This is a genomic window from Staphylococcus sp. NAM3COL9 (assembly GCF_001431205.1).
Classification (GTDB): Bacteria; Bacillota; Bacilli; order Staphylococcales; family Staphylococcaceae; genus Staphylococcus.
In genome coordinates, this window is record NZ_LGPC01000011.1 from 304960 (window position 1) to 329891 (window position 24932).

Sequence of the window (24932 nt, forward strand, 5' to 3'; positions counted from 1 at the left end):
GTGCAATATTTTTATTTATTATAGGATTCATAGCGTTCACCTGTAATAAAGAAATAAATGTTCTCTGCTATGTTGCAAATATGGTCTCCAATACGTTCCAAATGTCTTGCAGCTAAATGTGCTTGACCTGCAACGAAAGGATCATTATCTATTAAATAAGTTGTGTTAACAATGTTTTTATAAATATCATCAATATCTTTATCACGCTCAATGATTTCTTTTATTAAGGTAATATCATTGTCTTTTACTGCATCATCTAAGTCTTTTAACATTAAGAGCGCAAGTTTACCCATAGTGTTGAGTCTCGTTAGTACATATTCATCAATAATTTTTGCACGTAATCTGATTTTCGCTATACTTGCTGCATTGTCGCCTATACGTTCAAAATCAGTAGCGATTTTTAAAGCAGCCATCATTAAACGTAAATCTGTAGCAATTGGCTGTTGCTTAGTGATAAGCAGGATTACTTTTTCATTAATGGCAGTTTCTTGCTCATTGATTTCTTTATCTTTAGCTATTGTTTTTCTGGCATAATTACGATCTTCTTCACTTAACGACGTTAGTCCAAATTCTATATTACGATATACATAAAGACCAAGTCGACGTAAATCTTTGATAAGTCCGTCTAATTGACCTTCATATTTATGTCTAATTGTCGCCATAGATTAACCGAAGCGACCTGAGATATAATCTTCAGTTTGTTTATCTGCAGGATTAGAGAAGATCTTATCAGTATCGTCGTATTCATTAACATAGCCGTTAAGGAAGAAAGAGGTTTTATCAGAAACACGAGCAGCTTGTTGCATATTATGAGTAACAATGATGATTGAATATTGTTTTTTAAGCTCTTGAACAAGTTCTTCTATTTTTAATGTTGATATTGGATCTAAAGCTGACGTTGGCTCATCCATTAATATAACATCTGGTTCAATAGCTAATGTACGTGCAATACAAACACGTTGCTGTTGTCCACCTGACAAACTATAAGCATTTTTGTCTAAGTCATCTTTTAATTCATCCCAAATTGCAGCACCACGTAAAGATTTTTCAACAATTTCATCTAAGACTTTTTTGTTTTTAATACCGTGGATTTTAGGACCATAAGTGATATTATCATAAATTGATTTAGGAAATGGATTGGGTTGTTGGAATACCATTCCTACATTTGTTCTCAATTTTTCAACTGAATATTTATTATCGAAAATGTTTTTATCACGGTACATAATTTTACCAGCAGTTTTAACAGATGGTACAAGTTCAACCATACGATTTAATGCTTTAATGTATGTTGATTTACCACAACCTGATGGTCCAATAATTGCTGTTACATTATTTTCTAAGATATCTAAGTTGATGTTTTTTAATGCATGATTTTCGCCATACCATAAATCAAGATTTTTAGTGGAATAGACAATTTTCTTTTGGCTATCTGGAATTTTATTGTCTGTATGATTTGGCTCAATAGTAGCTATTGGTGAATTATTACGGTCGGTATGTGATTTTAATGTATCGTTATTATTTACAATCTGTTTATTCATAATTAAAACTCCTTTTTTAGGCTAGATGTTAAGATTTTACTGAAATCCTAGCACATTCCCATTTACTAGCCTTATTTAAATGATGTTTATCGTGTATTAAATTTAGTATTTTTTACTATATTTATTTCTTAAGAATATCGCTACTGCATTCATTAATAATAATATAACGAGTAATACGATAATTCCTGCCGATGCAACGTTTTGGAATTCTTCCTGTGGTAATTTTGTCCAACTATAAATTGACATTGGTAACGCTTGGAATTGATCGAATATTGTAGATGGTAACTGTAATAAAATCGTTGGTATACCGATTAAAATTAATGGTGCTGTCTCACCTAAGGCACGAGATAGTGCTAAGATGAAACCTGTCAAAATACCAGGAATTGCAGCTGGTAATACAACACGGCGTATTGTTTGCCATTTATTGGCACCAAGTCCGTATGAAGCTTCTTTTACAGAACTAGGTACAGATCTGATTGCTTCTTGGCTAGCCACAATGATTACCGGTAAGATAAGTAATGACATTGTTAATGCGGCTGCTAAAATGGAGTTGCCGAGTGCAATTGAATCGATACCCATACCTCTTACGAAAATTGTAAGACCGAGTAAACCGAATACGACTGAAGGTACGCCAGCTAAGTTTGAGATACTGACCTTAATAAAGTTTGTAAGTGCATTTTCTTTAGCATATTCTTCTAAATAAATTGCAGTACCAACACCTAAAGTAATTGTTATCGGGATAATAGTAACCATTAACCATGCTGTACCGATAAACGCACCTTTAATCCCTGCCATAGAGGGTGTTGATGATGAAAAATTAGTGAAAAATGATGGAGTTAAGTGTCCAGCACCTTTTATAAGTGTATCAATGAGTAATGCAGCTAATACGAGTAGGCCAATCATTGTACAGCCGAAGAAAGCCCACTTGTTAATTTTATTTGTCGTTAACCTTCCAGAGAGTTTCTTTTCAACTGTTTGTTGATCTACAAGTATTTGTTTATTTGTTTCAGTCATATTAATACTCCTCTCTGAAACGTTTCGTAATCCATTGAGCAATTAAGTTCATTACTAACGTGAATAAGAATAAAGTAAATCCTACTGCATAAATACTATAGTAAGTATCAGTACCAAATGTTGCATCACCTGTTGCTACTTGAACGATATAACCTGTCATTGTTTGGATAGACCCTGTTATATCAATTGATGCACTCGGTGTACTACCTGCAGCAAGAGATACAATCATAGTTTCGCCAATTGCACGTGAAATTGCTAATACAATTGATGCCATAATACCTGATGTCGCAGCTGGTAAAATAACTTTCGTTGCTACTTCGAATTTAGTAGCACCTAAACCTAATGCACCTTCGCGCATTTTGTTTGGTACAGATGACATTGCATCTTCACTCATACTTGATATTAATGGAATGATCATTACACCAACTACAAGACCCGGACTAATAGAGTTGAAACTACCTATTTCTGGAAAAATTTGACGTATTAACGGTGTAACAAATGTTAGAGCAAAGAAACCGAATACGATTGTTGGAATACCAGATAATATTTCTAATATCGGTTTGATAATACTTTTAGCACGTGGCGAAGCATATTCACTTAAGTAAAGTGCTGCACCCAGACCTAATGGTACTGCTACGATTGTAGCAATTACAGTTATTTTCAATGTACCTAATATTAACGGCCAAATTCCAAATTTAGGATCAGATGAGAATGGTCTCCATTCCATCGAAAAGAGAAATTCAGTAATAGGAATACGTGTGAAGAACGTAATGGTTTCTGTTAATAATGTAACTACAATACCGATTGTCGCTAAAATGGAAAAAATTGCTATCGTACCTAAAATAATAGGAACGATTTTATCGCTTGCACCATTCTTATTGGCGTTGTTTTTTTCAATCATTTCGCTTACGGAGCGGTTTTTATTCGCCATGTTAATATCCTTCCTTCATATAGACTCCGAAATTGTAAAAAAAGATTGGGATATTTAGAAATAGAGAAACAAAGTGGACGTTATTCCCATTGCCACTTTGTTTTCTAATACAGAATCCCGACCTTTAAGATTTATAGCTATGTTTTATTTATCTTCTTTGTCTTTGCTTTCTTTACCAGAGATCTCTTTTAATTCATCTAGTTGTTTTTTATAATCTTTTTCTGGTAGAGCAACAAATCCTGCTTCTTCAGCTGATTTACCTTTGTCTTTAAAGATAAATTTCATGAAATCTTGGAATCCTTCATTTTCTTTTAATTTTTTCTCGTTTGTATAAATGAACAATGGTCTACTTAGAGCATATGAACCATCTTGAATTGATTTCTTAGTTGGTTTAGTAACTTCGCCACTATCATCTTTGATTTTAACTGCTTTTAATTTATCTTTATTTTCTTCGAAGAAATTATAACCGAAGTAACCAATACCTTGTTCATTTTTTTGAACTGATTGAACGATGACGTTTGTATCAGCGTTTTTCTCTGCTTTGATATCTCCCTCATCCATAACTTCTTCTGTGAAGAAATCATACGTACCATGTGATTGGTCTGGAGAAAATGATTTGATTTCTTTATCTGGCCATTCAGAATTAACATCTTTCCATGATTTTGCTTCGCCAGAATAAATATCTTTTAATTGATCTTTAGTTAATTCGTCTACAAAGTCATTTTCTTTATTAATTGCAATTGTTACGCCATCTTTTGCAACTTCGAATTCATTATATTTAATGCCTTTATCTTCTAATTTTTTCTTCTCTTCATCTTTTATTGGTCTAGATGCGTTTGAAAAATCAGTGTTTCCCGAAATGAATTTTTCGAATCCGCCACCTGTACCAGATGTACCAGATGAAACTGTAACATCTGAATTTTCTTTAGCAAATTTTTCGTTTAATTTTTCAATGATTGGACCTACTGTTGATGAACCATCGCCTTTAACTTCGCCTTCGCCGCCACCAGAACCAGCATTTCCGCCGCCACAAGCGCCTAATAAAAGTGAAGAGCCAATTACTGCAGTTCCAAATACTTGCCATTTTTTCATTGAAACATCCTCCTAATAGATAAATAACCCTTAAAAGTTATATGTATTTCTTACAGTTTCTATATTACACACAATTTATTAAATACAAATATAGATAATGTAAATGTTTTGTTAAGTTAAGATGGCTTCTATTTACAAAGTTTATAAACACTATGAATCAATAAAGAAATGACTTGTAAATACTGATATTATAAGGTTTTGTTGAAATTTTATATTACAAACAAGTATGGAATTGTAATATAAAAAAGAAAAAATCCTGAAACTACTATATAAAAATAGTGGTTTCAGGATTGATTTGTTGAGAACTGTATTTTGAAGTCCAATTCATTCTATAAAATTGCGTACATTATTGTTATTAAACAAGTTAAAAAAAATCACTTTATAATAGAAGGAATTATTTTTCTATTCTTTCCCAACCTTTTTTAGTTAAAGCAATTTTACCAGAGTCTATCGTGATAATTTTATTTTTATATAAGTGTCCAATTGCTCTTTTGAATGAACCTTTGCTCATATTAAAAATTTCTTTGATAGCTTCTGGACTCGATTTATCTGAGAAAGGTAGTTCCCCATCGTACTCTACAAGTAAATCAAAGATTTTTTGACCATCATCATCAAGTCTTTCGTGTGCAAGTGGTAAAAATGAACCATTCAATTCACCTTTATCGTTTTGACCAATGATACGCACTTTTACATTTTCACCGAGACGTGGTTCCTCTTTACGTTCTGTTTCGTGAACAAAAATTTTATAACCCTCTTTTGAAAGTAAGAAGCTGCCAATTCGTAATAAACGATATGGTCTTGCTTCGATGATTTTATTTTTCAATTCATTGTCGAAAACAGACTTATACGTTTGTTCTACTATTGTTTCTGTTGCTAAACGTGCGAACATATTATTATCTCTATCAATACGTAACGTAACGAATAATTCATCACCTTGTACTGGCCATACTGATTTAACTTTTGGTAAATCTTCCCAAGGTATTAATACTTCTCTTGGTAAACCTACATCGACATGTGCACCATCACGATCAACTTTTAATACTTTTACAAAATCATATTTATCAGTTGTTACGTCAGGCATATTTTGCGTAGCAAATAATGCGCCTGATCTATTTGGGTAAATAAAGAAACTATATTCTTCCCCTATATTTAATTCGTCTTCATCTTTAATTTCGGATTGATTGAGTTTAACTTCTTCTCCGTTTGGTCCTTTTAACTTATATGTTGAGCCTTCTAATCCAACAACTTTAAGAAATTCTATAGAACCTACAATATCTTTTTCATCTTGGGCCATACTTTTCTCCTTCGTACATACAGATTTATTCTTATTTATTATAACATGCTATGAAGAAACTAGCATCACTACATCGAGAATGGTCGAAACAAGTTAATAAGTGTGTTATAATTTGTCCGGTAGATTAACGAAAAGGATAACGAAAAGGAGTAAATGCATGTTACAAGTTACTGATGTAAGTTTACGATTTGGTGATCGTAAACTATTTGAAGATGTAAATATTAAATTTACAGATGGCAATTGTTATGGATTAATAGGAGCTAATGGCGCAGGTAAATCAACGTTCTTAAAGATTTTATCGGGTGAATTAGATGCTCAAACTGGTCATGTTTCTATGGGGAAAGACGAACGTTTAGCAGTATTAAAACAGGATCACTTTGCATTTGAAGATGAACGTGTAATTGATGTTGTTGTTAAAGGACACGAACGTTTATATGAAGTAATGAAAGAAAAAGATGAAATCTATATGAAACCAGACTTCAGTGATGAAGATGGTATTAGAGCTGCAGAACTAGAGGGCGAATTTGCTGAAATGGATGGCTGGAATGCTGAAGCAGATGCGGGTACATTACTTTCTGGTCTAGGTATCAAAGCAAATCTACAAGATAAAACAATGTCAGAATTAGAAAATAATCAAAAAGTTAAAGTGCTATTAGCACAAAGTCTTTTTGGTAAACCTGACGTATTATTACTAGATGAGCCTACTAACGGTTTAGATATCCCTGCAATAAGCTGGTTAGAAGATTTCTTGATTAATTTTGAAAACACACTTATTGTTGTGTCTCATGATAGACACTTTTTAAATAATGTTTGTACGCATATTGCTGACTTAGATTACGGGAAAATTAAATTGTTCGTTGGTAACTATGATTTCTGGTACCAATCAAGTCAACTTGCTATGAAAATGGCTCAAGATCAAAACAAGAAAAAAGAAGAAAAAGTTAAAGAATTACAAGATTTCGTGGCACGTTTCTCTGCAAACGCCTCTAAATCAAAACAAGCAACAAGTCGTAAGAAACAATTAGAAAAAATCGAGATTGATGATATTCAACCATCTTCTCGTCGTTATCCTTTTGTGAAATTCACACCTGAACGTGAAATTGGTAATGATTTATTACATGTCGACAATGTTTCTAAAACAATCGACGGCGTAAAAATATTAGATAATATTTCATTCTCTATGGATCCTAATGATAAAGCTGTATTAGTTGGTGATAGTGAATTCGCTAAATCAACATTACTTAAAATCTTAGCTGGTGAACTCGAACCAGATGAAGGTACAGTAAGATGGGGAGTAACAACTTCTCAAAGCTTCTTACCTAAAGATAACTCATTCTACTTCGAAGGTGTAGATACGAACTTAGTTGACTGGTTACGTCAATATGCACCTGAGGACGAACAAACAGAGACATTTTTACGAGGCTTCTTAGGACGTATGTTATTTAGCGGTGAAGAAGTTAAGAAAAAAGCAAGTGTCTTATCTGGTGGAGAGAAAGTACGTTGTATGCTAAGTAAAATGATGTTATCTAGTTCTAATGTGTTACTACTAGATGAACCTACAAACCATTTAGACTTAGAAAGTATTACTGCAGTCAATGATGGCTTGAAATCATTCAAAGGCTCTATTATCTTTACATCTTATGATTTTGAATTCATCAATACGATTGCAAACCGTGTTATTGATTTAAATCCAACTGGTGGTCTTTCTAAAGAAACGACTTATAGAGCTTATTTAGAAGAAACTGGTGTATTAAAATAATAAACTTGTGTTATTGATTTAAATATAACGCAATAATTAAAAGGAGTATCCTACTTAATTTATAGGATGCTCCTTTTAAAATATAGACACCCCAATGTTGTAAAGGCATTAGAGGTGTCTTTTTTATTTGCGCTTATCTTTATATGAGCTGAATTTATATATTAGATTGGCTGAATCAAGTTATTATTATTTAAAATTGTAGTAATTTGAAGCTGATCCCTGACGAATTAATAAGGCACAACACGAAGACCACAAGTTAAGGATGTCCCCCACTTTATTCATCTGATTTAGGGTGAAGCCCCCACTTTTTAGGCTGATTACTTTCAAAATGAATTTTTGAATTATATAATCATAATTAATTCAAATGAACGGAGGAATTTTTTTATGGAAAATTTAAATATGATTGATGGTCAACTTTTACCACAAATCGGCTTCGGGACATATAAATTAAATGGTGCACAAGGTGTACATGCAATTGTTAATGCATTAAATCAAGGATACAGAATATTAGATACAGCCTATAACTATGAAAATGAAGGTACAGTGGGTAAAGCAATTGAACGAAGTCATGTTTCTAGAGATCAAATCATTGTAACTTCGAAATTACCAGGTCGTTATCAAGACTATGATGCAGCATTAACAGCTATCCAAGAATCAATTTATCGATTAAATGTTGAGTATATTGATTTATATTTAATTCATTGGCCAAACCCAAAGAATAATAAATATGTTGAAGCTTGGCAAGCGATGATTGATGCTCAAAAAGCGGGACTTATTAAATCTATTGGTGTTTGTAATTTCTTACCAGAACATATAGAAAAATTAGAAAAAGAAACTGGTGTCTTACCTACTGTGAATCAGATTGAATTACATCCTTACTTTAATCAACAAGATATGGTTGAGTATAATAATACAAATGGAATTATTACAGAAGCATGGAGTCCATTAGGTCGTGCATCTGAAGTAATAAAAGATAAAAATATCGCTGTAATTGCTGAAAAATATAATAAAACAATACCTCAAATTATATTAAGATGGCACATTCAATTAGGTGTAGTGCCAATTCCAAAATCCACTTCTATCACGAGACAAATTCAGAATCTAAATGTTTTTGATTTTAACTTAGACGTTGAAGACATAGAAAAGATAAATAACTTATCTCAAAAAGATGGTAGATTAAAAGGTCAAGATCCTGCAACATATGAAGAATTTTAAAAATTAATTGTTATTAAACAGTTTTATTTATTTTTACACTTATAACGTAAAATGTATAAATGAAATGTTGTATTTTTCAGTAAATTTAAAAAACTTCATAAAAGCGGTTTACAGTACATATAAGCATATGTATAATATGAATCATAAACAAACAAAAATTAAATATGGTTTTGATGAGGCGCATCAATCATTAGTAAATATTAGAAGAACCTGCCTGCTAGCAGCTAATTTTGAAAGGGTGAGATGCCGAAATAGTTATAATAGCAGCTTATAACACGTTGGACTTTATGGTTAAGAGCTAAGAGTCTGTCATTATTGTAAGATAATGGAGTGCATCACTTGTATATAAATTATAGAACAAGTTCGCATTCCGAACTTGTTCTTTTTTTAATACTGTGATTCTCCCCTATTGATTGAGGAGGATATAGAATTGAACAGAAGTGTTTTGAAATTTGGAGGTTCTTCAGTAAGTGATTTTACAAAAATAAAAAATATAGCGGAAATGTTAAAAATGAGAGTTGATCAAGGTGAACAGCTTATTGTTGTTGTTAGTGCCATGGGCAAGACGACAGATGAGCTTATGGCTAATGTTTCTGCATTGACTACAAACCCAAAAGATCAAGAACTTGCACTATTATTAACAACAGGTGAACAGCAGACAGTTTCTTACTTATCTATGGTTTTAAATGATATTGGGGTGAATGCCAAAGCGATGACCGGATATCAAGCTGGTATTAAGACGGTTGGACATCATTTAAAAAGTAGAATAGCAGAAATTAATCCTGATACGTTCGAAATCGCGTTTACAGAAAATGATATTTTAGTAGTTGCTGGCTTCCAAGGTGTTAATGAATCACTAGAAGTGACGACGTTAGGTCGAGGTGGTTCTGATACTACTGCTGTTGCTTTAGCAGCAAGCAATGACACGGCATGTGAGATTTATACCGATGTCGATGGTGTCTATGCTACAGACCCAAGATTATATAAAGATGCAAAACGACTTGAATACGTTTCTTATGAAGAGATGATGGAGATGAGTGCATTAGGTGCAGGCGTGTTAGAAACAAGAAGCGTCGAATTAGCAAACAACTATAATATCCCGCTTTATTTAGGAAGAACTTTATCAAATGTGAAAGGAACATGGATTATGTCACAAGCAGAATTATTAGAAAAAAAAGCAGTCACAGGTGTGGCGTTAGATACACATATGATGCACGTTACAATTAGTTATCCTCTACCAGATAATAGATTACTTACTGAGCTCTTCACTCAATTGGAAGAAGGTTCAGTAAATGTTGATATGATTTCTCAGATTATTAACTTGGAAGGTTTACAAATGTCCTTTACTATTAAAGATACAGATGCTTTTCAGATTTCAACCATATTGGAAACTTTAAAAGAACAGTTTAGTGCATTAGATTTCAAGATTAATGAAGAATACGTTAAAATCTCTTTAATTGGTTCTGGTATGCGGGATATTTCTGGTGTAGCATCAAAAGCATTCATTACTTTAATTGAAAACGATATTTCATTTTATCAAACTACAACATCAGAAATAAGCATTTCATGTGTGATAGATGCTGAGAATGGCGAACGAGCTGTTCGAACCCTCTATCAAGCTTTTGATATCTGAATTTTCGGAATATAATTAAGGTTTATTAAAATAATAAAATGGAGTGTATGGTATATGACAAAATTAGCATTGGCAGGCGCAACAGGTTTAGTAGGAAGAAAAATGTTGGAAACAATAGATCGAAAAGGAATTGCATTTGATGAGTTAGTGTTGTTCTCTTCAGCTCGCTCAGCAGGTAAAAATATTGAGTTTCAAGGTAAAAACTATACTGTTAAAGAATTAACAGAAGAAGCAGCTAAAGCATCATATGATTATGTGTTAATGAGTGCTGGTGGAAGCACAAGTGAACACTTCTCCCCTATTTTTGAACAAGCGGGGGCAATTGTCATTGATAATTCAAGTCAATGGAGAATGACTGAAGGCGTTGACTTAATCGTTCCAGAAGTTAATGAGCCTGCATTAGATAGAAAGATTATTGCAAATCCAAATTGCTCAACAATACAATCAGTCGTACCACTTAAACCATTACAAGAACAATTTGGTTTGAAGCGTGTTGCATATACGACATACCAAGCAGTTTCAGGTTCTGGGGTCAAAGGTAAACAAGATTTAGCAGAGGGAGCAAATGGTAAAGCACCTGAAGCATACCCACACCCTATTTATAATAACGTATTACCACATATTGATACTTTCCTTGAAAATGGGTATACAAAAGAAGAACAAAAAATGATAGACGAGACACGTAAAATCTTAAAAGATGATGAATTGAAAGTTACAGCTACTTGTGTACGTGTGCCAGTCCAAGACAGTCACAGTGTTCACATGAGTGTAACGTTAGAAAAAGAAGCTACAGTGAGTGCAATTCAAGAATTATTTGAAAATGATGACCGTGTGGTACTTGAAGATGATCCACAAAATAATGTATATCCATTGGCTATTAATTCTACAGATAGAGATGAAATCTTTGTAGGACGTATTCGCCGTGATGAAACATTAGATAATACATTCCACGTATGGTGTACTTCTGACAACTTATTGAAAGGTGCGGCATTGAATGCAGTGCAAATACTTGAACAAGTTATGAGCTTGAAAGGAGTAAAATAATATGGGACATATTTTTGAAGGCGTAGGTGTCGCTTTAACAACACCTTTTACACACAATGAAGTAGATTATGATGCACTTAGAAGACATTTGAAATATTTAATTGAAAATGATGTGAAATCGATTGTTGTAAATGGTACTACAGCTGAGAATCCGACATTAACAGATGACGAAAAAGATCAAATATTAGAAGCTGTCGTAAATTATGTAGATGGACGCATTCCTGTAATTGCTGGCACAGGTACGAATAATACACAAAAATCAATTCAAGCTTCAGTTCGTGCTAAAGAAATTGGTGCAGATGCAATTATGCTGATTACGCCCTACTACAATAAGACGAATCAACGTGGTTTAATTGCCCATTTTACGAAAATAGCAGATGCAATTAAATTACCAGTTGTGTTATACAATGTGCCTTCTCGTACAAATATGACTATAGAACCAGATACAGTTGAAACTCTAAGCAAGAATGAATATATTATTGCATTAAAAGATGCGACCAACGATTTTGATTATTTAGAAGAAATAAAAGCACGTATCAACTTAAATGACTTTACACTTTATAGTGGCAATGACGACAATGTAGTTGAGTATTTTAATAAAGGTGGACATGGCGTTATCTCAGTAGTAGCTAACGTGATTCCAAAGTCTTTTCAAGCGTTATACGATGCTAAACAAAATGGAGAAGATATTGAAAAACAATTCCAACCGATTCAAACATTGTTAGATGCATTAGCAGTGGATGTGAACCCTATTCCAGTGAAGGCACTAACAGCGGTAGAAGGTTTTGGAAATTATGAGGTGCGTTTACCACTTGTACCTTTAGAAGATGAAGATCGCCAAACGTTAGAAAAAGCGTACGAACAATTTAAAGCAGGTGACAAAGCATGAAGATAGTATTAATAGGCTATGGCGCGATGAACCAACGTGTCGCAAGATTAGCTGAAGCAAAAGGACATGAAATAATTGGTCTTATTGTACGAGATGCTACAAAAGTATACCCATACCCTACTTTCGAACGTATTGCAGATGCTAAAGAAGCAGATGTTGCAATTGATTTCTCTAACCCAGAATTGTTATTACCATTATTGGATGAAGACTTCAATTTACCATTAGTGATTGCAACGACAGGTGAAAAAGAAGAAATAATCAATAAACTTCAAGCGTTAAGTGATCAAATGCCAGTCTTTTTCAGTGCGAATATGAGTTATGGTGTACATGCTTTAACTAAGATTTTAGAAGCAGCAGTACCCCTATTACAAGATTTCGACATTGAGCTGACGGAAGCGCATCACAATAAAAAAGTGGATGCACCAAGTGGTACATTAGTAAAATTATATGATGTAATTGATGACTTGCGAGAAAAATCTACTCCGGTATATGACAGACATGAGAATACTGAAAAACGCACACAAGATGAAATCGGTATTCACTCCATTCGTGGTGGCACGATTGTAGGAGAACATGACGTGCTATTTGCTGGTACTGATGAGACAATAGAGGTTACGCATCGAGCACAGTCAAAAGATATTTTTGCAAATGGTGCAATCGGTGCAGCAGAAAAATTAATCAATAAAGCAAATGACTTTTATACATTTGATAACCTATAAAAACTAAGGAGCGTATTAAATTATGGTACAACATTTAACGGCAGAAGAAATTATTAAATATATAAGTGATGCAAAGAAATCTACACCCCTAAAGGTTTATATTAATGGGGATTTTGAAAATGTAACCTTCCCTGATAGTTTTAAAGTGTTTGGTTCAGCTGATTCAAAAGTTGTTTTTTGTGAAGCGGATGAATGGAAAACATTTTATGAAACAAATCAATCAAGTATTGAAGCTATAGAAGTTGAAATGGATCGTCGTAATTCGGCCGTTCCATTAAAAGATTTAACTAACACAAATGCACGTATTGAACCAGGTGCTTTCATTCGTGAACAAGCTATCATTGAAGATGGTGCAGTGATCATGATGGGTGCCACAATTAATATTGGCGCTGTAGTTGGTGAAGGTACAATGGTAGATATGAATGCAACACTTGGCGGTCGTGCAACTACTGGTAAAAATGTACATGTTGGTGCAGGCTCGGTATTAGCTGGTGTCATTGAACCACCTAGTGCTTCACCAGTAGTAATCGAAGATGATGTGCTTATTGGTGCGAATGCAGTTATTCTTGAAGGTGTTCGTGTTGGTAAAGGTTCTATTGTAGCTGCTGGTGCAATCGTAACGCAAGATGTGCCAGCTGGAACAGTTGTTGCAGGTACACCTGCTAAAGTGATTAAACAAACAAGTGAAGTTGAAGACTCAAAACGTGAAATCGTTTCAGCTTTAAGAAAATTGAATGACTAAAGCTTAATTCCATGCAATTTTCACTTTTACTAAGTTAGTTAAAGTTCCATAATAATAATAATAATGCTTCTTAGTAAGAACACTCATAAATATTAATGTAGGAGGTTTAAGCCGAGACAAGATGTATTATACATTGATGAGTCCGACTTACCTCCTCATTTTTATATTAGATTTTTGAGCTTTTTCTATACATATAAACGAAGTACTTTAGAATAAAGCCTGAAGTTAATTAATAAAACTAGAAGGATTTGATTTAAAATGAATGAATTAGAATTCGTCACAACACATAGACGTCATTTGCATCAAAAACCAGAGTTAAGTCTACATGAATATGAAACTACTACCTATATTGCTACTTTCTTAGATGAATTAGGTATAAGTTATGAACGCCCTCTTGATACAGGATTAGTTGCTTACCTACCTGGGAATGGTGAGCACACGATAGCTTATCGTGCAGATATTGATGCATTACCTATTTTTGAAGAAAATGATGTAACTTACAAAAGTTTAACAGATAATGTGATGCATGCTTGCGGACACGATGGACATACTACTGCGCTAATGTTGTTTGTTAAACGATGTAAATCAATGGCTGATCAAGGAACGTTACCGCAAAATATCGTTTTTATTTTTCAGCCTGCTGAAGAAACAGGTGGCGGCGCAAATCGATTAATTCGTGCTGGTGCCTTTAAAAATTATGATATTGAAGCAGTATTTGGCATTCATGTTATGCCCTTTGAAAATGAAGGGAAAGTTGTTATCCGAGATGAAGAAATAACAGCAAGTGCTACTGAATATAGATTTTATTTAAATGGCCTTTCTAGTCATGTTGCTGATAAAGAACAAGGACATTCTTGTGGAGAAGCGTTACAACATGTTTTAAGCCAAGTAGGACAAATTCAACAATATCATTTGAATGGTTTAAAACGAAATATTGTCCATATGGGTCATTTTGAAGCCGGAGAAGCGATCAATACCGTCCCTAGTCATGGTTATCTCGAAGGTACAATCAGAACATATGATACGCTTGACCTAGAAATCGTAAAACAACAAATGGCTAAAATTGCTGAAAGTGTAAGCTTATTATTTAATGTAGAATGTGAAGTGAAGTTTGAAGAAGGTTACCCGCCTACTTACAATGATCCATTACTACGTAAACATGTTGAACATGGATTGGAAAATGCAGATTTTGAAATTATAAATAAACTTACACCTTATTTATTTGGTGAAGATTTTAGTTTTTATAGTCAACTTGCGCCGAGTTATTTTATATTTGTGGGTGTACGCGATGAAGCGAAGGGTTATGTAACTGGCTTGCACACTGCGCATTTAAATTTTAATGAACATATGCTCATACGTATTGCAGATTATTATGAACAACTTCTAAAATCTTACAGTGAGGTGCGTGTACAATGACAGCAATTTGGTCAGTAGACACAGAGAAATTTTATGAAAATGCAGTAAATGTAGCGCAAGACAACCAACTCATGGCAGTAGTTAAAAATAATGCTTACCATTACGGTTTGGAATTTGCTCTTCAACAATTCAAAAAAGCTGGTATTCAAACTTTTAGTACAACTTCTTTGAGAGAAGCAATCCGAATTCGTAAACTTATACCCGACGCTACGATATTTTTAATGAATGCAGTTTATGAATTTGATAAAGTACGTGCGTATGATATTCAGATGACTTTACCTTCTCTAACCTTCTATTATGAACATGTAGAAGATTTATATGATATTCAGGTTCATTTAGAATATGAAAATTTATTACATCGTTCAGGACTAAAATCAATTGCAGAAATGAGAGAAGTGCTTAAACATCATGCGCAAAATAAAAGTGAACAGCGTATGATAATAACTGGCTTATGGACACACTTTGGATATGCAGACGAATTTGATGTGCTGGATTATGAAATTGAGCGAAAAGCATGGTTAGAAGTTGTAGATACACTATTAACTGAGGGCTATCAGTTTGATTTAATTCATGCGCAAAATAGTGCGAGTTATTATCGAGAAGATGGTATCTTTCCGGGTCACACACACGCGCGTGTTGGTATTGCATTGTATGGTTCAAGACCATATAGTGATGTAGACGAAACAGAAATTAAACAATCGTTGACTGTTAAAGGTAATGTTATTCAAGTACGTGAAGTTAATCAAGGAGATTATTGTGGGTATAGTTTTGCTTATGAAGCTACACAAGATGAGACAAGATTAGCAGTCGTAGATGTTGGTTATGGCGATGGTATACTTAAATCAAGAGCACAACATGAAGCATTGATTAATGGTAAACGCTACCCTATACGTGCGTTAATGATGAGTCATATGTTTGTAGAAGTAGATAGCAATGTTCGTGCACAAGATGAAGTGATACTATATAATAACGATATACGCGTAGATGAGTTCACATTTAAGGGTGTCGGCGCGAATTCTGAACAATTAAGCGCGATGAATCATGACTCACTAATAAAGGAGTATAGATAAATTATGGTAGTAGAATACAATGATAAAGGAGAGCTTACAATTGGAGGTACAAGTCTTAAAACGATAGCACAAAGTTTTGGGACCCCTACGATTGTTTATGATGAAACGCAAATCAGAACACAAATGAGGCGTTTTCATGAAGCTTTTCAAAAGAGCGGATTAAACTATAATATTTCATATGCTTCTAAAGCATTTACTTGTTTACAAATGGTTAAATTAGTAGAAGAAGAAGGACTCGAATTAGATGTGGTATCTGAAGGTGAATTATACACAGCATTAGCTGCCGGTTTTGATGCACAACACATACATTTTCATGGTAATAATAAGACAAAACGTGAGATACAATATGCCTTAGAAAGTAAAGTGGGTTATATCGTTATCGATTCTCTAGAAGAAATTGATCTTATTGATCGTTATGCAAGTGAAGAAGTGAATGTAGTGTTAAGGTTAAATCCTGGAGTTGAAGCACATACACATGAATTCATCCAAACTGGACAAGAAGATAGTAAATTTGGCTTGTCTATCAAACACGGTTTGGCGATTGAAGGCGTCAAAAAAGTTAAAGATGCTAAGCGCTTAAATCTTAAAGGTGTTCACTTCCATGTGGGTTCGCAAATTGAAGGTACTGAAGCGATGACTGAAACTACTAAATTAGTTATTCAATGGCTGAAAGAAAATGATATTCAAATAGAATTGATTAATTTAGGTGGTGGCTTTAGTATTAAGTATGTTGAAGGTGATGTGAGCTTCCCTATCGAAGATGGCATTGCAGAAATAACTGATGCAATTAAAACGATAGCACAAGAAGCTGATTACCCTATTCCAGAAATTGGTATTGAACCTGGACGTTCAATTGTTGGTGAAGCTGGTATTACTTTATATGAAGTAGGTACAATCAAAAACATTCCTAATGTGAATAAGTATGTGTCAATTGATGGTGGCATGAGTGATCATATTCGCACCTCTCTATATGATGCCAAGTATGAAGCGCTACTGGTCAATAGAAATGATCCGAAGGATGAAACTGTAACGCTTGCAGGTAAATTATGTGAATCTGGAGATATTATTATCAAAGATGCACATTTGCCTAGTACAGTTAAACGTGGCGATTATTTAGCGGTTTTATCAACTGGTGCTTATCATTATTCAATGGCATCAAATTATAACCAAATGCAGAAACCATCCGTATTTTTCTTAAAAGATGGAAAGGCAAGAGAAGTTATTAAACGTCAATCATTACGTCAATTAATCATTAATGATACAAAATAAATGAACATATAAGAAAAAGGTTGTTAGACGCTCCCTACCGGGAGTACTAACAACCTTTTATATTGTTTTGAAATGGAGTTTTAAGCACGTTAAACAAACAATATAAGGTTCTGGATTATTTGGTCATGATTAGGATTGAAAGCTCTTTAAATGCCTGTTTTGAATGAATAGATGTATATTGCACTTATTACGAAAGGCTGACTCGATTTTAGCAAGCAATGGAAATAAAAGATTACATGCTTGTCGCATGCATTAAGAGCCCCCAATCTTAAAAGTAAGGGGCTTTATATAAAAAAAAGAACCTTTGACAAGGTTCTTTTTACATAAAGTCAATATAGAAATCTATATTATAGTTTAGCAACGTTTGCAGCTTGAGGACCGCGGTCGCCTTCAACTACTTCAAATTCAACTGATTGACCTTCTTCTAATGATTTGTATCCTTCTTGGTTAATTGCTGAGAAGTGTACGAACACGTCGTTTTCTCCATCAACTTCGATAAAACCAAAACCTTTTTCGGCGTTAAACCATTTTACTGTACCTTGTTTCATAACTGTGAAACCTCCAAGACTAATATTCATTCAATATGCGTTATTCGCATATTACAAAAAATACAATTTTCACAGTTTAAATCTGTTATTACAATATTCTTTGCAATATGGAATAAAACTATTGCTTGACTAATAGTATAAAGCAATTTAATTAAAATTGCAATACAAATCTGAATAAACTGTTTATTCAACAATAGGTAATTTATAATATATTTCATTATTATTTAAAACAATAAAACTATAGAATATTTGTAAATCTTCATCGCAATCTTCACAAAATCCTAAATCGCAATTATTATAAAACGCATGAATATTATATTTACCAACTAAATAATTATCATAATCGTTTTTACATTTTAAAATGATTGACTGATAATGGCTTAACATCTCGTTATAAGTCTCAAAATTATGTTGTTCCAAGATATGATCAGTCCAGTCACTAAATAACCACCAGCCTTCATAGTCAGCTCTAATTTTTGCAACTGTCCACATTTTATTTCACCCTTTCATAGTCAGCTCAAAAATAATTTCAAAACATTTAAACATCGTGTTCTAAATTTTAAGCTTAATCGAACAAGTTGATTATACTTATGTATGGTCTTCATACATTCACTCTAAATAAAATTCCCCCCACGTTTATAAATAGATATGAATAGAACTAGTTATATACTTTAATTAGAGTCGCACAATTTGTCTATGTGTAATATTTTAACTAGAAAATATACAAATTCAAGTTATCTGACTCATACTTTTGGCCTATTTACATACGTTGCTCAAACGTAAATATTAGTTTTGTAGTCTAAAATTTCGTATAATACTATTAAGAGGTGATAATATGCAGTGCAAACACGTTAAAGTATTTGGAATGGTGCAAGGTGTAGGTTTCCGATATTATACACAGAAGATAGCTAGAAAGTATAATATTGTGGGCTCAGTTGAAAATATTGATAATTATGTTGATATATATGCGCAAGGAAACGAAAAAGCATTAACTTCATTTTTAAATGCAGTTATAGACGGTGCGTCACCTGCCTCGCATGTTGAAGATTATACTATAGAAGAATTAAATATTAATGAATCATTAAAGGATTTTAAAACTATATAAAGGAAGATGAAGTTTGAGATATACTATTTCACGTATTTTTGGGACAATCATAGCTTTCCCAGTAGCAGTTATCGCATGGTTTACTAGTGTTTTTGCTTTAGATATTTATGTTATATTTGATTTTCTTATTTCTGCGGTAACGTTTTTGGTAATTTACTTCCCTACTCAACGTTTAACTTCTAGAAAATATTTAAATGAAATTGGTCTATCACGTCGTGATTATCATTTTGTAAATAGTCAGTTAAACAATGCACAAGATAAGATTAGAAGAATTTTGAAAACATTTGTAAATGTGAGATCGATTAAAGATTTTAGACAAGTGAATGAAATATACCGAATTTCTCGTGCAATTTATTTTGCAGTGAAACAACAACCAGGTTCATTTTTCAAAGTAGAAGGTTTTTTCTATTCACATATTGATAATGCATTGAATTTAATTGAAGCATATACAAGATTATCAAAGTCACCTAAAAAATCTAAAGAAGAAAAACAAAAATTAGAACAAACAAGAATTACTTTAGACGAAGTGAAAAGAACTTTAGTTGCTGACTTGAAGAGAATTAATAACGAAGACTATAGCAAGTTGGATATAGAGATGGAATTAAACAAAATGGAACAGAAACGACATAAATAACATAGAATTAAGAATGGAGAGAAATTGAATGGCTAAAGAACAAGACTTTTTAAGTTCACATCCATTGGATAAATATATTGATGAGCAGTCAGCTAATCAAAATGAAATAATCAATAATAAAACGCAATATACTCAAGAGGAACAACAAAAAATCGAAAAGTTGAGCGAACAAATAAAACCAATGGATAATGATGGTTTACTGAATTATGGTACGCAAGCACAAGCAAATATGTCGCAGTTCTCACACCGTATTTTAAATGAAGTTAACACCACGGACGTGGGGCCTGTGGGTGAATCTCTGAATGGTTTAATGAGCAAATTAAAGTCAGTTAATCCTGAAGAACTTAATCCAGAAAACCAATCTAAGTTGAAACGCATATTTAAACGTACGAAAGCATCTATTAATGAAATCTTTTCTAAAATGCAATCTGTAGGTTCACAGATTGATCGTATTTCGATTGAGTTAGATAAGCATAAAAATAACTTAAAAAAAGATATAGACATGTTAGATGAATTATACAATATGAATAAAGATTATTTTGAAGAATTGTCTTTATATATTGAAGCAGCTAAAAAGAAACAGCATGCTCTTCAACAGACTGAAGTGCCAAAACTAAGAACACAAGCAAAATCGACTGGTAATCAAATGGATGTACAAGCAGCATCTGATATGGAACAATTTATAGATCGTTTAGACAAACGTATTTATGATTTGCAGTTATCAAGACAAATTGCAATTCAAACAGCACCTCAAATACGTATGATTCAAAACGTCAACCAAGCACTTGCTGAGAAAATTCAAAGTTCAATTTTAACGAGTATTCCGTTATGGAAAAACCAAATGTCTATTGCGTTAACGTTGATGAGGCAACGTAATGCTGTATCAGCTCAAAAGGCTGTTACAGATACTACGAATGATTTACTATTAAAGAACTCTGAATTATTAAAACAAAATGCATTAGAAACAGCTACTGAAAATGAGCGTGGTGTCGTTGATATTGAGACATTAAAGACTACACAAAATGATATAATCGAAACAATTGAACAGACACTTCAAATCCAAGAACAAGGCCGTACTAAACGTAAACAAGCAGAAACAGAATTAAATCAACTTGAATCAGAATTACAAAACCAATTGCTAGATATGAAAGATAATAAATAAATTTTTTATGAACAAATAAGGAATGTGGAGTCGAGATAGAAAATCAAAATATCATTTTTTATCCTTGTCCCATCTCATTGTTCTATATAAATTAAAAAATAAGGCTGAGACATAAATACATGTCTCAGCCTTATTTTCAATTTTCCAGTCAACTTTGCCGGGGTGGGACGACGAAACTTTGTTAGAAAAATTAGATTTCTGTCTCACTCCCATTTTGATTTTGAGATTAGAGGTTTGGTTCTATTCGCTCTATTTAAAGTTTAGTATCTTCTGTATGTTGATTTGTTGATTTTTTAATTAAATTCTCTGTATCTTCGGCTGTGTCTGTGGATTGAGTAGTTACTATATTTTGTTCAACAGCAAGTTTATGCGCAATTTTCGGCGCTGTCCAAACGACAGGTAGCATGATGATCGATATAGGTACTGCTGTTACGATTATAAAGGACTGTATTGCACTAATACTACCCTCGCCAATATTAATAAGAATAATTGAGATTATACCCATAATGGCAACCCAGAATAGTCTGATGATTTTAGGTGGATCTCCCTCGCCTGTAACTGACATAGAAATTGAATATGACATTGTATCTGCAGTTGTTATTACAAATATAAGCGTCAAAATGAGTAAAGCTATAACTAATACATTGCCTAAAGGTAATTGTGTAGCAATTGAGATAACTGCTGCAGGTAACCCATTTTCAGATAAAGGATCACTAATTGAACCATTATTTTTAGATTCATAAAACAATCCACTTCCACCTAAAATAGAAAACCAAAAATGAGAAACCACAGCTGATACGACTGAGACTAGGATGAAAATTTCTCTAATCGTTCGCCCTTTTGATACACGGGCAACTAACATAGCCATTAATGGACCATAACCTATAAACCAACCAAAAAAGAAAAGCATCCATGCACCGGCCCATTGATTATCACCTCTAAAGGTACTGATTTCTAAGAAATTAGTGATATATGTTCCATAAGAAGATATAAAAGTATCAATAATAAAACCACCAGGGCCTATTAATAATATAAAAACAGCAAGCGCGATTGCTAACCATATATTTAGTTTGCTAAGAAATTGTATACCTTTATCTATACCTGTAGTCGCAGATATAGATACAATGACCATAAGTCCCGCAACAGATAAGACTTGAGTAATGATATTATCTGGAATACCAAAAATACTATGTAACCAGTAACTAAATTGAAAACCGAAAAATCCAATTGTTCCAATTGTTCCAGCTACAGCGCCTAAGATACAAAAGACATCTATCAAAGAGCCTGACTTAGTATGTTCGATTTTTTCACCAAATATTGGATATAAAATTGTTCTTGGGCGCATTTTCATGCCTTTATTATAATGTGCATACATGATAATAATTCCACTTACAGCACCATAAACAGCCCAGGCTGTGAAGCCCCATGATGTGAAACTTTGAGCCATTGCAGCGGGGATAGCAGCTGCACTACCATCTTTGATACTTGAATCCATAGTTGGTGGCACATCAATAAAATAATACATAGGTTCAGCAGCAGCCCAAAATATAGCACCTGCGCCTAATCCTGACGTAATTACAATTGCTGCCCATCTGAAGTAACTCATTTCAGGCTTAGAAGCATTTCCGAGCCTTACACGACCATACTTTGAAAAAGCTAAAACAGCACCTACCGCAAATGTTGCGAGTAATAAAACTTGCCAAAATGCACCGAAATATGTGATTGAAAGTTCAAAGCCTTTTTGCACGAAATCCGAAGTTGCTGTAGTAAATAGTGATGACATAATTACAAATAATACGAGTACACCACCACTAATAAGAAACACAGGCCAATCTAGTTTATCTTTCCAATAAGAAAATTTAATGTTATTCTACTCCTCTTTTTAAAGTTCTCTCTATTTTTCTCTATATTAAGTCTTTTATAATAAATAGTTTAGCTTTCTCAGTACTTATCGAATTGCTTACGAATATCATTGAATATTGTTTTAGATTTCAAGATTATAAGTATGAAAACAAAGCCTTAGACTATAGCAAATGATGTTTTTGTGAACATGAAAACGCGTACTTACTATCTTTAGTGAAAAATATGTAAGTCTATTTATGATAGTGACAAGAGACTTACTATTGTCACTGACGAAACACTTGAAGTTAAGATTATAGCCCACTTTTTCTTAGTAATCAATTGGACTTTGCAAAATAGTTATGATTTTTAAGATTAAATTATTATATATTAACAATGCACTTGGAAAATGCTATATCTTAAAAAAACGTTTTTTATTTGAATAAAGATTTTTCAACAGCAAAACAAAATTTTTATACATAAAAATCCCTTCAAAGTGACTACTTTGAAGGGATTGTATCATTACAAAAACGATGCGTTTAAATATTGAGCAGAATCTACTTAAATAAATTTTTAATCTTTTTCATAAACGATAGGTTTTTGGTTTTTAACCATAGTAGCTACAATATAACCTATGATTGTAGCTACTATGGCAATTGGGAACCACTCTAATGAATAGCCTTTTAAAGGTAAGTTATCAATAAAGCTCATTTTTATCCAGCCTTGTGTATGTACTACACTTAATACTGAAACAATCGCAACAATCGCAACTGGAATTTGTTGTGCAATTGGTTTAGTTGGTACAAAACGTGCAACCAATATCAGTAATACTGATGTAATTGCTACTGGGTATACAATACTAAGTACCGGTACAGACATTGTAATCACAGAATTTAGACCTTGGTTTGCTAATATAAAACTGATTAATGTAAATCCAATTACATACACTTTATAAGAAACTTTCGGTAAAATTCTATGGAAATATTCTGACACTGAAACGATTAAACCACAAGCAGTAGTTAAACACGCAAGTGCAACAATGATGCCTAATAAATATTTACCAAAAGTTCCAAAACCTACGTCTGCCATTGTAGTTAATAAGTACGTGCCTATGTTTTGATCTTTTGCTGTTAAACTAGCAATTTTTTCTTGTGATACATCCATATGGTTACCGATAAAACCTAGAGAAATATAGATAAACATTAAGGCAACTGCAGCGATTAAGCCAGCTAGCAATGTTTGCTTAAAGATCTTATTCGCATTTGTAACGCCTGTTGCTTTCACAGCGTTAACTACAATCATTGAAAAGGCAATTGCTGCAATTGCGTCCATCGTCAAGTAACCATTCGTAAACCCTTGTGAAAATCCAACAAATCCAGAAGTAAACGCTTCTGCAGATTGACTTGGTGCATTACCACCAAAATCTATAAATCCTTTAATAATCATCGCTAATATAGTGATAAGTAGTAATGGTGTTAGCAATGAACCGATACGATCAACCATTTTACTAGGATTGATACATAAATATAATACAATTAAGAAATAAATAACTGTAAATATAAATAATGCTAAACTACTGTTTGTTTGTGCAATCGGTGTAACAGTCATCTCAAATGATGTTGACGCTGTACGTGGAATCGCAAATAACGGACCTATTGTTAAGTATATAATTACTAAGAATACTACTGAAAACTTAGGTGATATTTTATTTAGTGACCCGATGTAGCCTTGTTTATCTAATGCACCCACAACAACGCCTAACAACGGTAATCCAATTCCAGTTAATACAAATGCTAAAATGGATGGCCAGAAATATTCTCCGCTATCTAAACCTAAATTCGGTGGGAAAATAAGGTTACCAGCGCCAAAGAACATTGCAAACAATGTGAAGCCTATAATCCATGTATTTTTATTCATATGACGTTCTCCTTTTAATCCATAAAATAATATTATCTATTCTATCACGTTTAATTAGATGCCGTCTATATAAATTTCAGAATATTTAAATATATATAGATT

At 33.2% G+C, this 24932-nt stretch carries 23 protein-coding genes and 1 riboswitch; of the genes, 13 read left to right on the forward strand and 10 right to left on the reverse strand.

From position 1 onward, the window contains the following. Positions 1 to 11: 11 nt before the first annotated feature. The 6 genes from phoU to ACA31_RS04415 all read right to left on the reverse strand — a co-directional run bounded on the left by phoU (position 12) and on the right by ACA31_RS04415 (position 5869). Complete coding sequence (phoU, locus tag ACA31_RS04390; RefSeq protein WP_057512151.1) at positions 12 to 662, reverse strand: phosphate signaling complex protein PhoU; 651 nt, start codon at positions 660 to 662, stop codon at positions 12 to 14. 3 nt (positions 663 to 665) lie between these two features. Continuing rightward, positions 666 to 1541 (reverse strand): phosphate ABC transporter ATP-binding protein PstB, encoded by an 876-nt coding sequence (gene pstB / locus ACA31_RS04395; RefSeq protein ID WP_253721370.1) that lies wholly within the window; start codon positions 1539 to 1541, stop codon positions 666 to 668. Between the two features lie 99 nt (positions 1542 to 1640). Next, a complete protein-coding gene (gene pstA, locus ACA31_RS04400; protein WP_057512153.1) occupies positions 1641 to 2552 on the reverse strand; it encodes a phosphate ABC transporter permease PstA in 912 nt (303 codons plus the stop codon). Between the two features lies 1 nt (position 2553). Beyond that, a complete protein-coding gene (pstC, locus tag ACA31_RS04405; RefSeq protein ID WP_057512154.1) occupies positions 2554 to 3483 on the reverse strand; it encodes a phosphate ABC transporter permease subunit PstC in 930 nt (309 codons plus the stop codon). Positions 3484 to 3627: 144 nt separating this feature from the next. After that, positions 3628 to 4575 carry a PstS family phosphate ABC transporter substrate-binding protein gene (locus ACA31_RS04410; RefSeq protein WP_057512155.1) on the reverse strand — a complete coding sequence of 316 codons (948 nt, stop codon included), beginning with the start codon at positions 4573 to 4575 and terminating at the stop codon, positions 3628 to 3630. 394 nt (positions 4576 to 4969) lie between these two features. Further along, on the reverse strand, positions 4970 to 5869 hold the full coding sequence (locus ACA31_RS04415; RefSeq protein WP_057512156.1) for a CvfB family protein: 900 nt from the start codon (positions 5867 to 5869) through the stop codon (positions 4970 to 4972). Between the two features lie 157 nt (positions 5870 to 6026). Between ACA31_RS04415 and ACA31_RS04420 the strand changes: the two genes are divergently transcribed. The 10 genes from ACA31_RS04420 to lysA all read left to right on the forward strand — a co-directional run bounded on the left by ACA31_RS04420 (position 6027) and on the right by lysA (position 17625). Beyond that, positions 6027 to 7628 (forward strand): ABC-F family ATP-binding cassette domain-containing protein, encoded by a 1602-nt coding sequence (locus tag ACA31_RS04420; protein WP_057512157.1) that lies wholly within the window; start codon positions 6027 to 6029, stop codon positions 7626 to 7628. Between the two features lie 384 nt (positions 7629 to 8012). Beyond that, complete coding sequence (locus tag ACA31_RS04425) at positions 8013 to 8843, forward strand: aldo/keto reductase (protein ID WP_057512158.1); 831 nt, start codon at positions 8013 to 8015, stop codon at positions 8841 to 8843. A gap of 165 nt (positions 8844 to 9008) precedes the next feature. Then, positions 9009 to 9187, forward strand: a riboswitch (Lysine riboswitch). An 86-nt stretch (positions 9188 to 9273) separates the two neighbouring features. Continuing rightward, positions 9274 to 10476 (forward strand): aspartate kinase, encoded by a 1203-nt coding sequence (locus ACA31_RS04430; protein ID WP_057512159.1) that lies wholly within the window; start codon positions 9274 to 9276, stop codon positions 10474 to 10476. Between the two features lie 54 nt (positions 10477 to 10530). Next, complete coding sequence (locus ACA31_RS04435) at positions 10531 to 11520, forward strand: aspartate-semialdehyde dehydrogenase (protein ID WP_057512160.1); 990 nt, start codon at positions 10531 to 10533, stop codon at positions 11518 to 11520. Position 11521: 1 nt separating this feature from the next. After that, positions 11522 to 12409: a 4-hydroxy-tetrahydrodipicolinate synthase gene (gene dapA / locus ACA31_RS04440; protein WP_057512161.1), complete on the forward strand. Its 888-nt coding sequence runs from the start codon at positions 11522 to 11524 to the stop codon at positions 12407 to 12409. Then, a complete protein-coding gene (gene dapB / locus ACA31_RS04445) occupies positions 12406 to 13128 on the forward strand; it encodes a 4-hydroxy-tetrahydrodipicolinate reductase (protein ID WP_057512162.1) in 723 nt (240 codons plus the stop codon). The genes dapA and dapB overlap by 4 nt, the downstream gene beginning before the upstream one ends. A gap of 22 nt (positions 13129 to 13150) precedes the next feature. Further along, positions 13151 to 13870 carry a 2,3,4,5-tetrahydropyridine-2,6-dicarboxylate N-acetyltransferase gene (dapD, locus tag ACA31_RS04450; protein ID WP_057512163.1) on the forward strand — a complete coding sequence of 240 codons (720 nt, stop codon included), beginning with the start codon at positions 13151 to 13153 and terminating at the stop codon, positions 13868 to 13870. Positions 13871 to 14128: 258 nt separating this feature from the next. Then, positions 14129 to 15286: an amidohydrolase gene (locus ACA31_RS04455; protein WP_057512164.1), complete on the forward strand. Its 1158-nt coding sequence runs from the start codon at positions 14129 to 14131 to the stop codon at positions 15284 to 15286. Beyond that, positions 15283 to 16356, forward strand: a complete 1074-nt coding sequence (locus ACA31_RS04460) for an alanine racemase (RefSeq protein WP_057512165.1) — start codon at positions 15283 to 15285, stop codon at positions 16354 to 16356. The genes ACA31_RS04455 and ACA31_RS04460 overlap by 4 nt, the downstream gene beginning before the upstream one ends. A 3-nt stretch (positions 16357 to 16359) precedes the next feature. Continuing rightward, positions 16360 to 17625, forward strand: a complete 1266-nt coding sequence (lysA, locus tag ACA31_RS04465) for a diaminopimelate decarboxylase (protein WP_057512166.1) — start codon at positions 16360 to 16362, stop codon at positions 17623 to 17625. Between the two features lie 347 nt (positions 17626 to 17972). Here the strand turns inward: lysA and ACA31_RS04470 are convergent, their stop codons facing one another. Together ACA31_RS04470 and msaA are read right to left on the reverse strand one after the other, a co-directional pair. Continuing rightward, positions 17973 to 18173 carry a cold-shock protein gene (locus ACA31_RS04470; protein ID WP_057512167.1) on the reverse strand — a complete coding sequence of 67 codons (201 nt, stop codon included), beginning with the start codon at positions 18171 to 18173 and terminating at the stop codon, positions 17973 to 17975. 183 nt (positions 18174 to 18356) lie between these two features. Then, on the reverse strand, positions 18357 to 18665 hold the full coding sequence (gene msaA, locus ACA31_RS04475) for a regulatory protein MsaA (RefSeq protein ID WP_057512168.1): 309 nt from the start codon (positions 18663 to 18665) through the stop codon (positions 18357 to 18359). 343 nt (positions 18666 to 19008) lie between these two features. On the opposite strand from msaA, the gene ACA31_RS04480 reads away from it, so the two are divergent. Genes ACA31_RS04480 through ACA31_RS04490 form a run of 3 tightly spaced genes read left to right on the forward strand, consistent with a single transcriptional unit; the run spans position 19009 to position 21074 of the window. Then, positions 19009 to 19278 carry an acylphosphatase gene (locus tag ACA31_RS04480; protein WP_057512169.1) on the forward strand — a complete coding sequence of 90 codons (270 nt, stop codon included), beginning with the start codon at positions 19009 to 19011 and terminating at the stop codon, positions 19276 to 19278. Between the two features lie 13 nt (positions 19279 to 19291). Then, positions 19292 to 19912: a 5-bromo-4-chloroindolyl phosphate hydrolysis family protein gene (locus ACA31_RS04485; protein ID WP_057512170.1), complete on the forward strand. Its 621-nt coding sequence runs from the start codon at positions 19292 to 19294 to the stop codon at positions 19910 to 19912. A gap of 28 nt (positions 19913 to 19940) precedes the next feature. Beyond that, a complete protein-coding gene (locus ACA31_RS04490) occupies positions 19941 to 21074 on the forward strand; it encodes a toxic anion resistance protein (RefSeq protein ID WP_057512171.1) in 1134 nt (377 codons plus the stop codon). Positions 21075 to 21327: 253 nt separating this feature from the next. On the opposite strand, the gene ACA31_RS04495 is transcribed toward ACA31_RS04490, so the two are convergent. Then, complete coding sequence (locus ACA31_RS04495; protein ID WP_253721371.1) at positions 21328 to 22857, reverse strand: BCCT family transporter; 1530 nt, start codon at positions 22855 to 22857, stop codon at positions 21328 to 21330. Positions 22858 to 23486: 629 nt separating this feature from the next. After that, entirely contained in the window at positions 23487 to 24830 is a 1344-nt protein-coding gene (gene brnQ3, locus ACA31_RS04500; RefSeq protein WP_057512173.1) for a branched-chain amino acid-like transporter carrier protein BrnQ3, read from the reverse strand. Positions 24831 to 24932 lie beyond the last annotated feature (102 nt).

Bases quoted from the DNA above. Each gene is read 5' to 3' on its own strand.
- ACA31_RS04435 (WP_057512160.1), top strand. From the start codon at position 10,531: ATGACAAAATTAGCATTGGCAGGCGCAACAGGTTTAGTAGGAAGAAAA.
- phoU (WP_057512151.1), bottom strand. From the start codon at position 662: ATGGCGACAATTAGACATAAATATGAAGGTCAATTAGACGGACTTATC.
- pstC (WP_057512154.1), bottom strand. From the start codon at position 3,483: ATGGCGAATAAAAACCGCTCCGTAAGCGAAATGATTGAAAAAAACAAC.
- ACA31_RS04415 (WP_057512156.1), bottom strand. From the start codon at position 5,869: ATGGCCCAAGATGAAAAAGATATTGTAGGTTCTATAGAATTTCTTAAA.
- ACA31_RS04425 (WP_057512158.1), top strand. From the start codon at position 8,013: ATGGAAAATTTAAATATGATTGATGGTCAACTTTTACCACAAATCGGC.
- ACA31_RS04480 (WP_057512169.1), top strand. From the start codon at position 19,009: ATGCAGTGCAAACACGTTAAAGTATTTGGAATGGTGCAAGGTGTAGGT.
- ACA31_RS04490 (WP_057512171.1), top strand. From the start codon at position 19,941: ATGGCTAAAGAACAAGACTTTTTAAGTTCACATCCATTGGATAAATAT.
- pstA (WP_057512153.1), bottom strand. From the start codon at position 2,552: ATGACTGAAACAAATAAACAAATACTTGTAGATCAACAAACAGTTGAA.
- dapB (WP_057512162.1), top strand. From the start codon at position 12,406: ATGAAGATAGTATTAATAGGCTATGGCGCGATGAACCAACGTGTCGCA.
- dapA (WP_057512161.1), top strand. From the start codon at position 11,522: ATGGGACATATTTTTGAAGGCGTAGGTGTCGCTTTAACAACACCTTTT.
- ACA31_RS04410 (WP_057512155.1), bottom strand. From the start codon at position 4,575: ATGAAAAAATGGCAAGTATTTGGAACTGCAGTAATTGGCTCTTCACTT.
- dapD (WP_057512163.1), top strand. From the start codon at position 13,151: ATGGTACAACATTTAACGGCAGAAGAAATTATTAAATATATAAGTGAT.
- ACA31_RS04495 (WP_253721371.1), bottom strand. From the start codon at position 22,857: ATGTCATCACTATTTACTACAGCAACTTCGGATTTCGTGCAAAAAGGC.
- msaA (WP_057512168.1), bottom strand. From the start codon at position 18,665: ATGTGGACAGTTGCAAAAATTAGAGCTGACTATGAAGGCTGGTGGTTA.
- lysA (WP_057512166.1), top strand. From the start codon at position 16,360: ATGGTAGTAGAATACAATGATAAAGGAGAGCTTACAATTGGAGGTACA.
- brnQ3 (WP_057512173.1), bottom strand. From the start codon at position 24,830: ATGAATAAAAATACATGGATTATAGGCTTCACATTGTTTGCAATGTTC.
- ACA31_RS04420 (WP_057512157.1), top strand. From the start codon at position 6,027: ATGTTACAAGTTACTGATGTAAGTTTACGATTTGGTGATCGTAAACTA.
- ACA31_RS04455 (WP_057512164.1), top strand. From the start codon at position 14,129: ATGAATGAATTAGAATTCGTCACAACACATAGACGTCATTTGCATCAA.
- ACA31_RS04460 (WP_057512165.1), top strand. From the start codon at position 15,283: ATGACAGCAATTTGGTCAGTAGACACAGAGAAATTTTATGAAAATGCA.
- ACA31_RS04470 (WP_057512167.1), bottom strand. From the start codon at position 18,173: ATGAAACAAGGTACAGTAAAATGGTTTAACGCCGAAAAAGGTTTTGGT.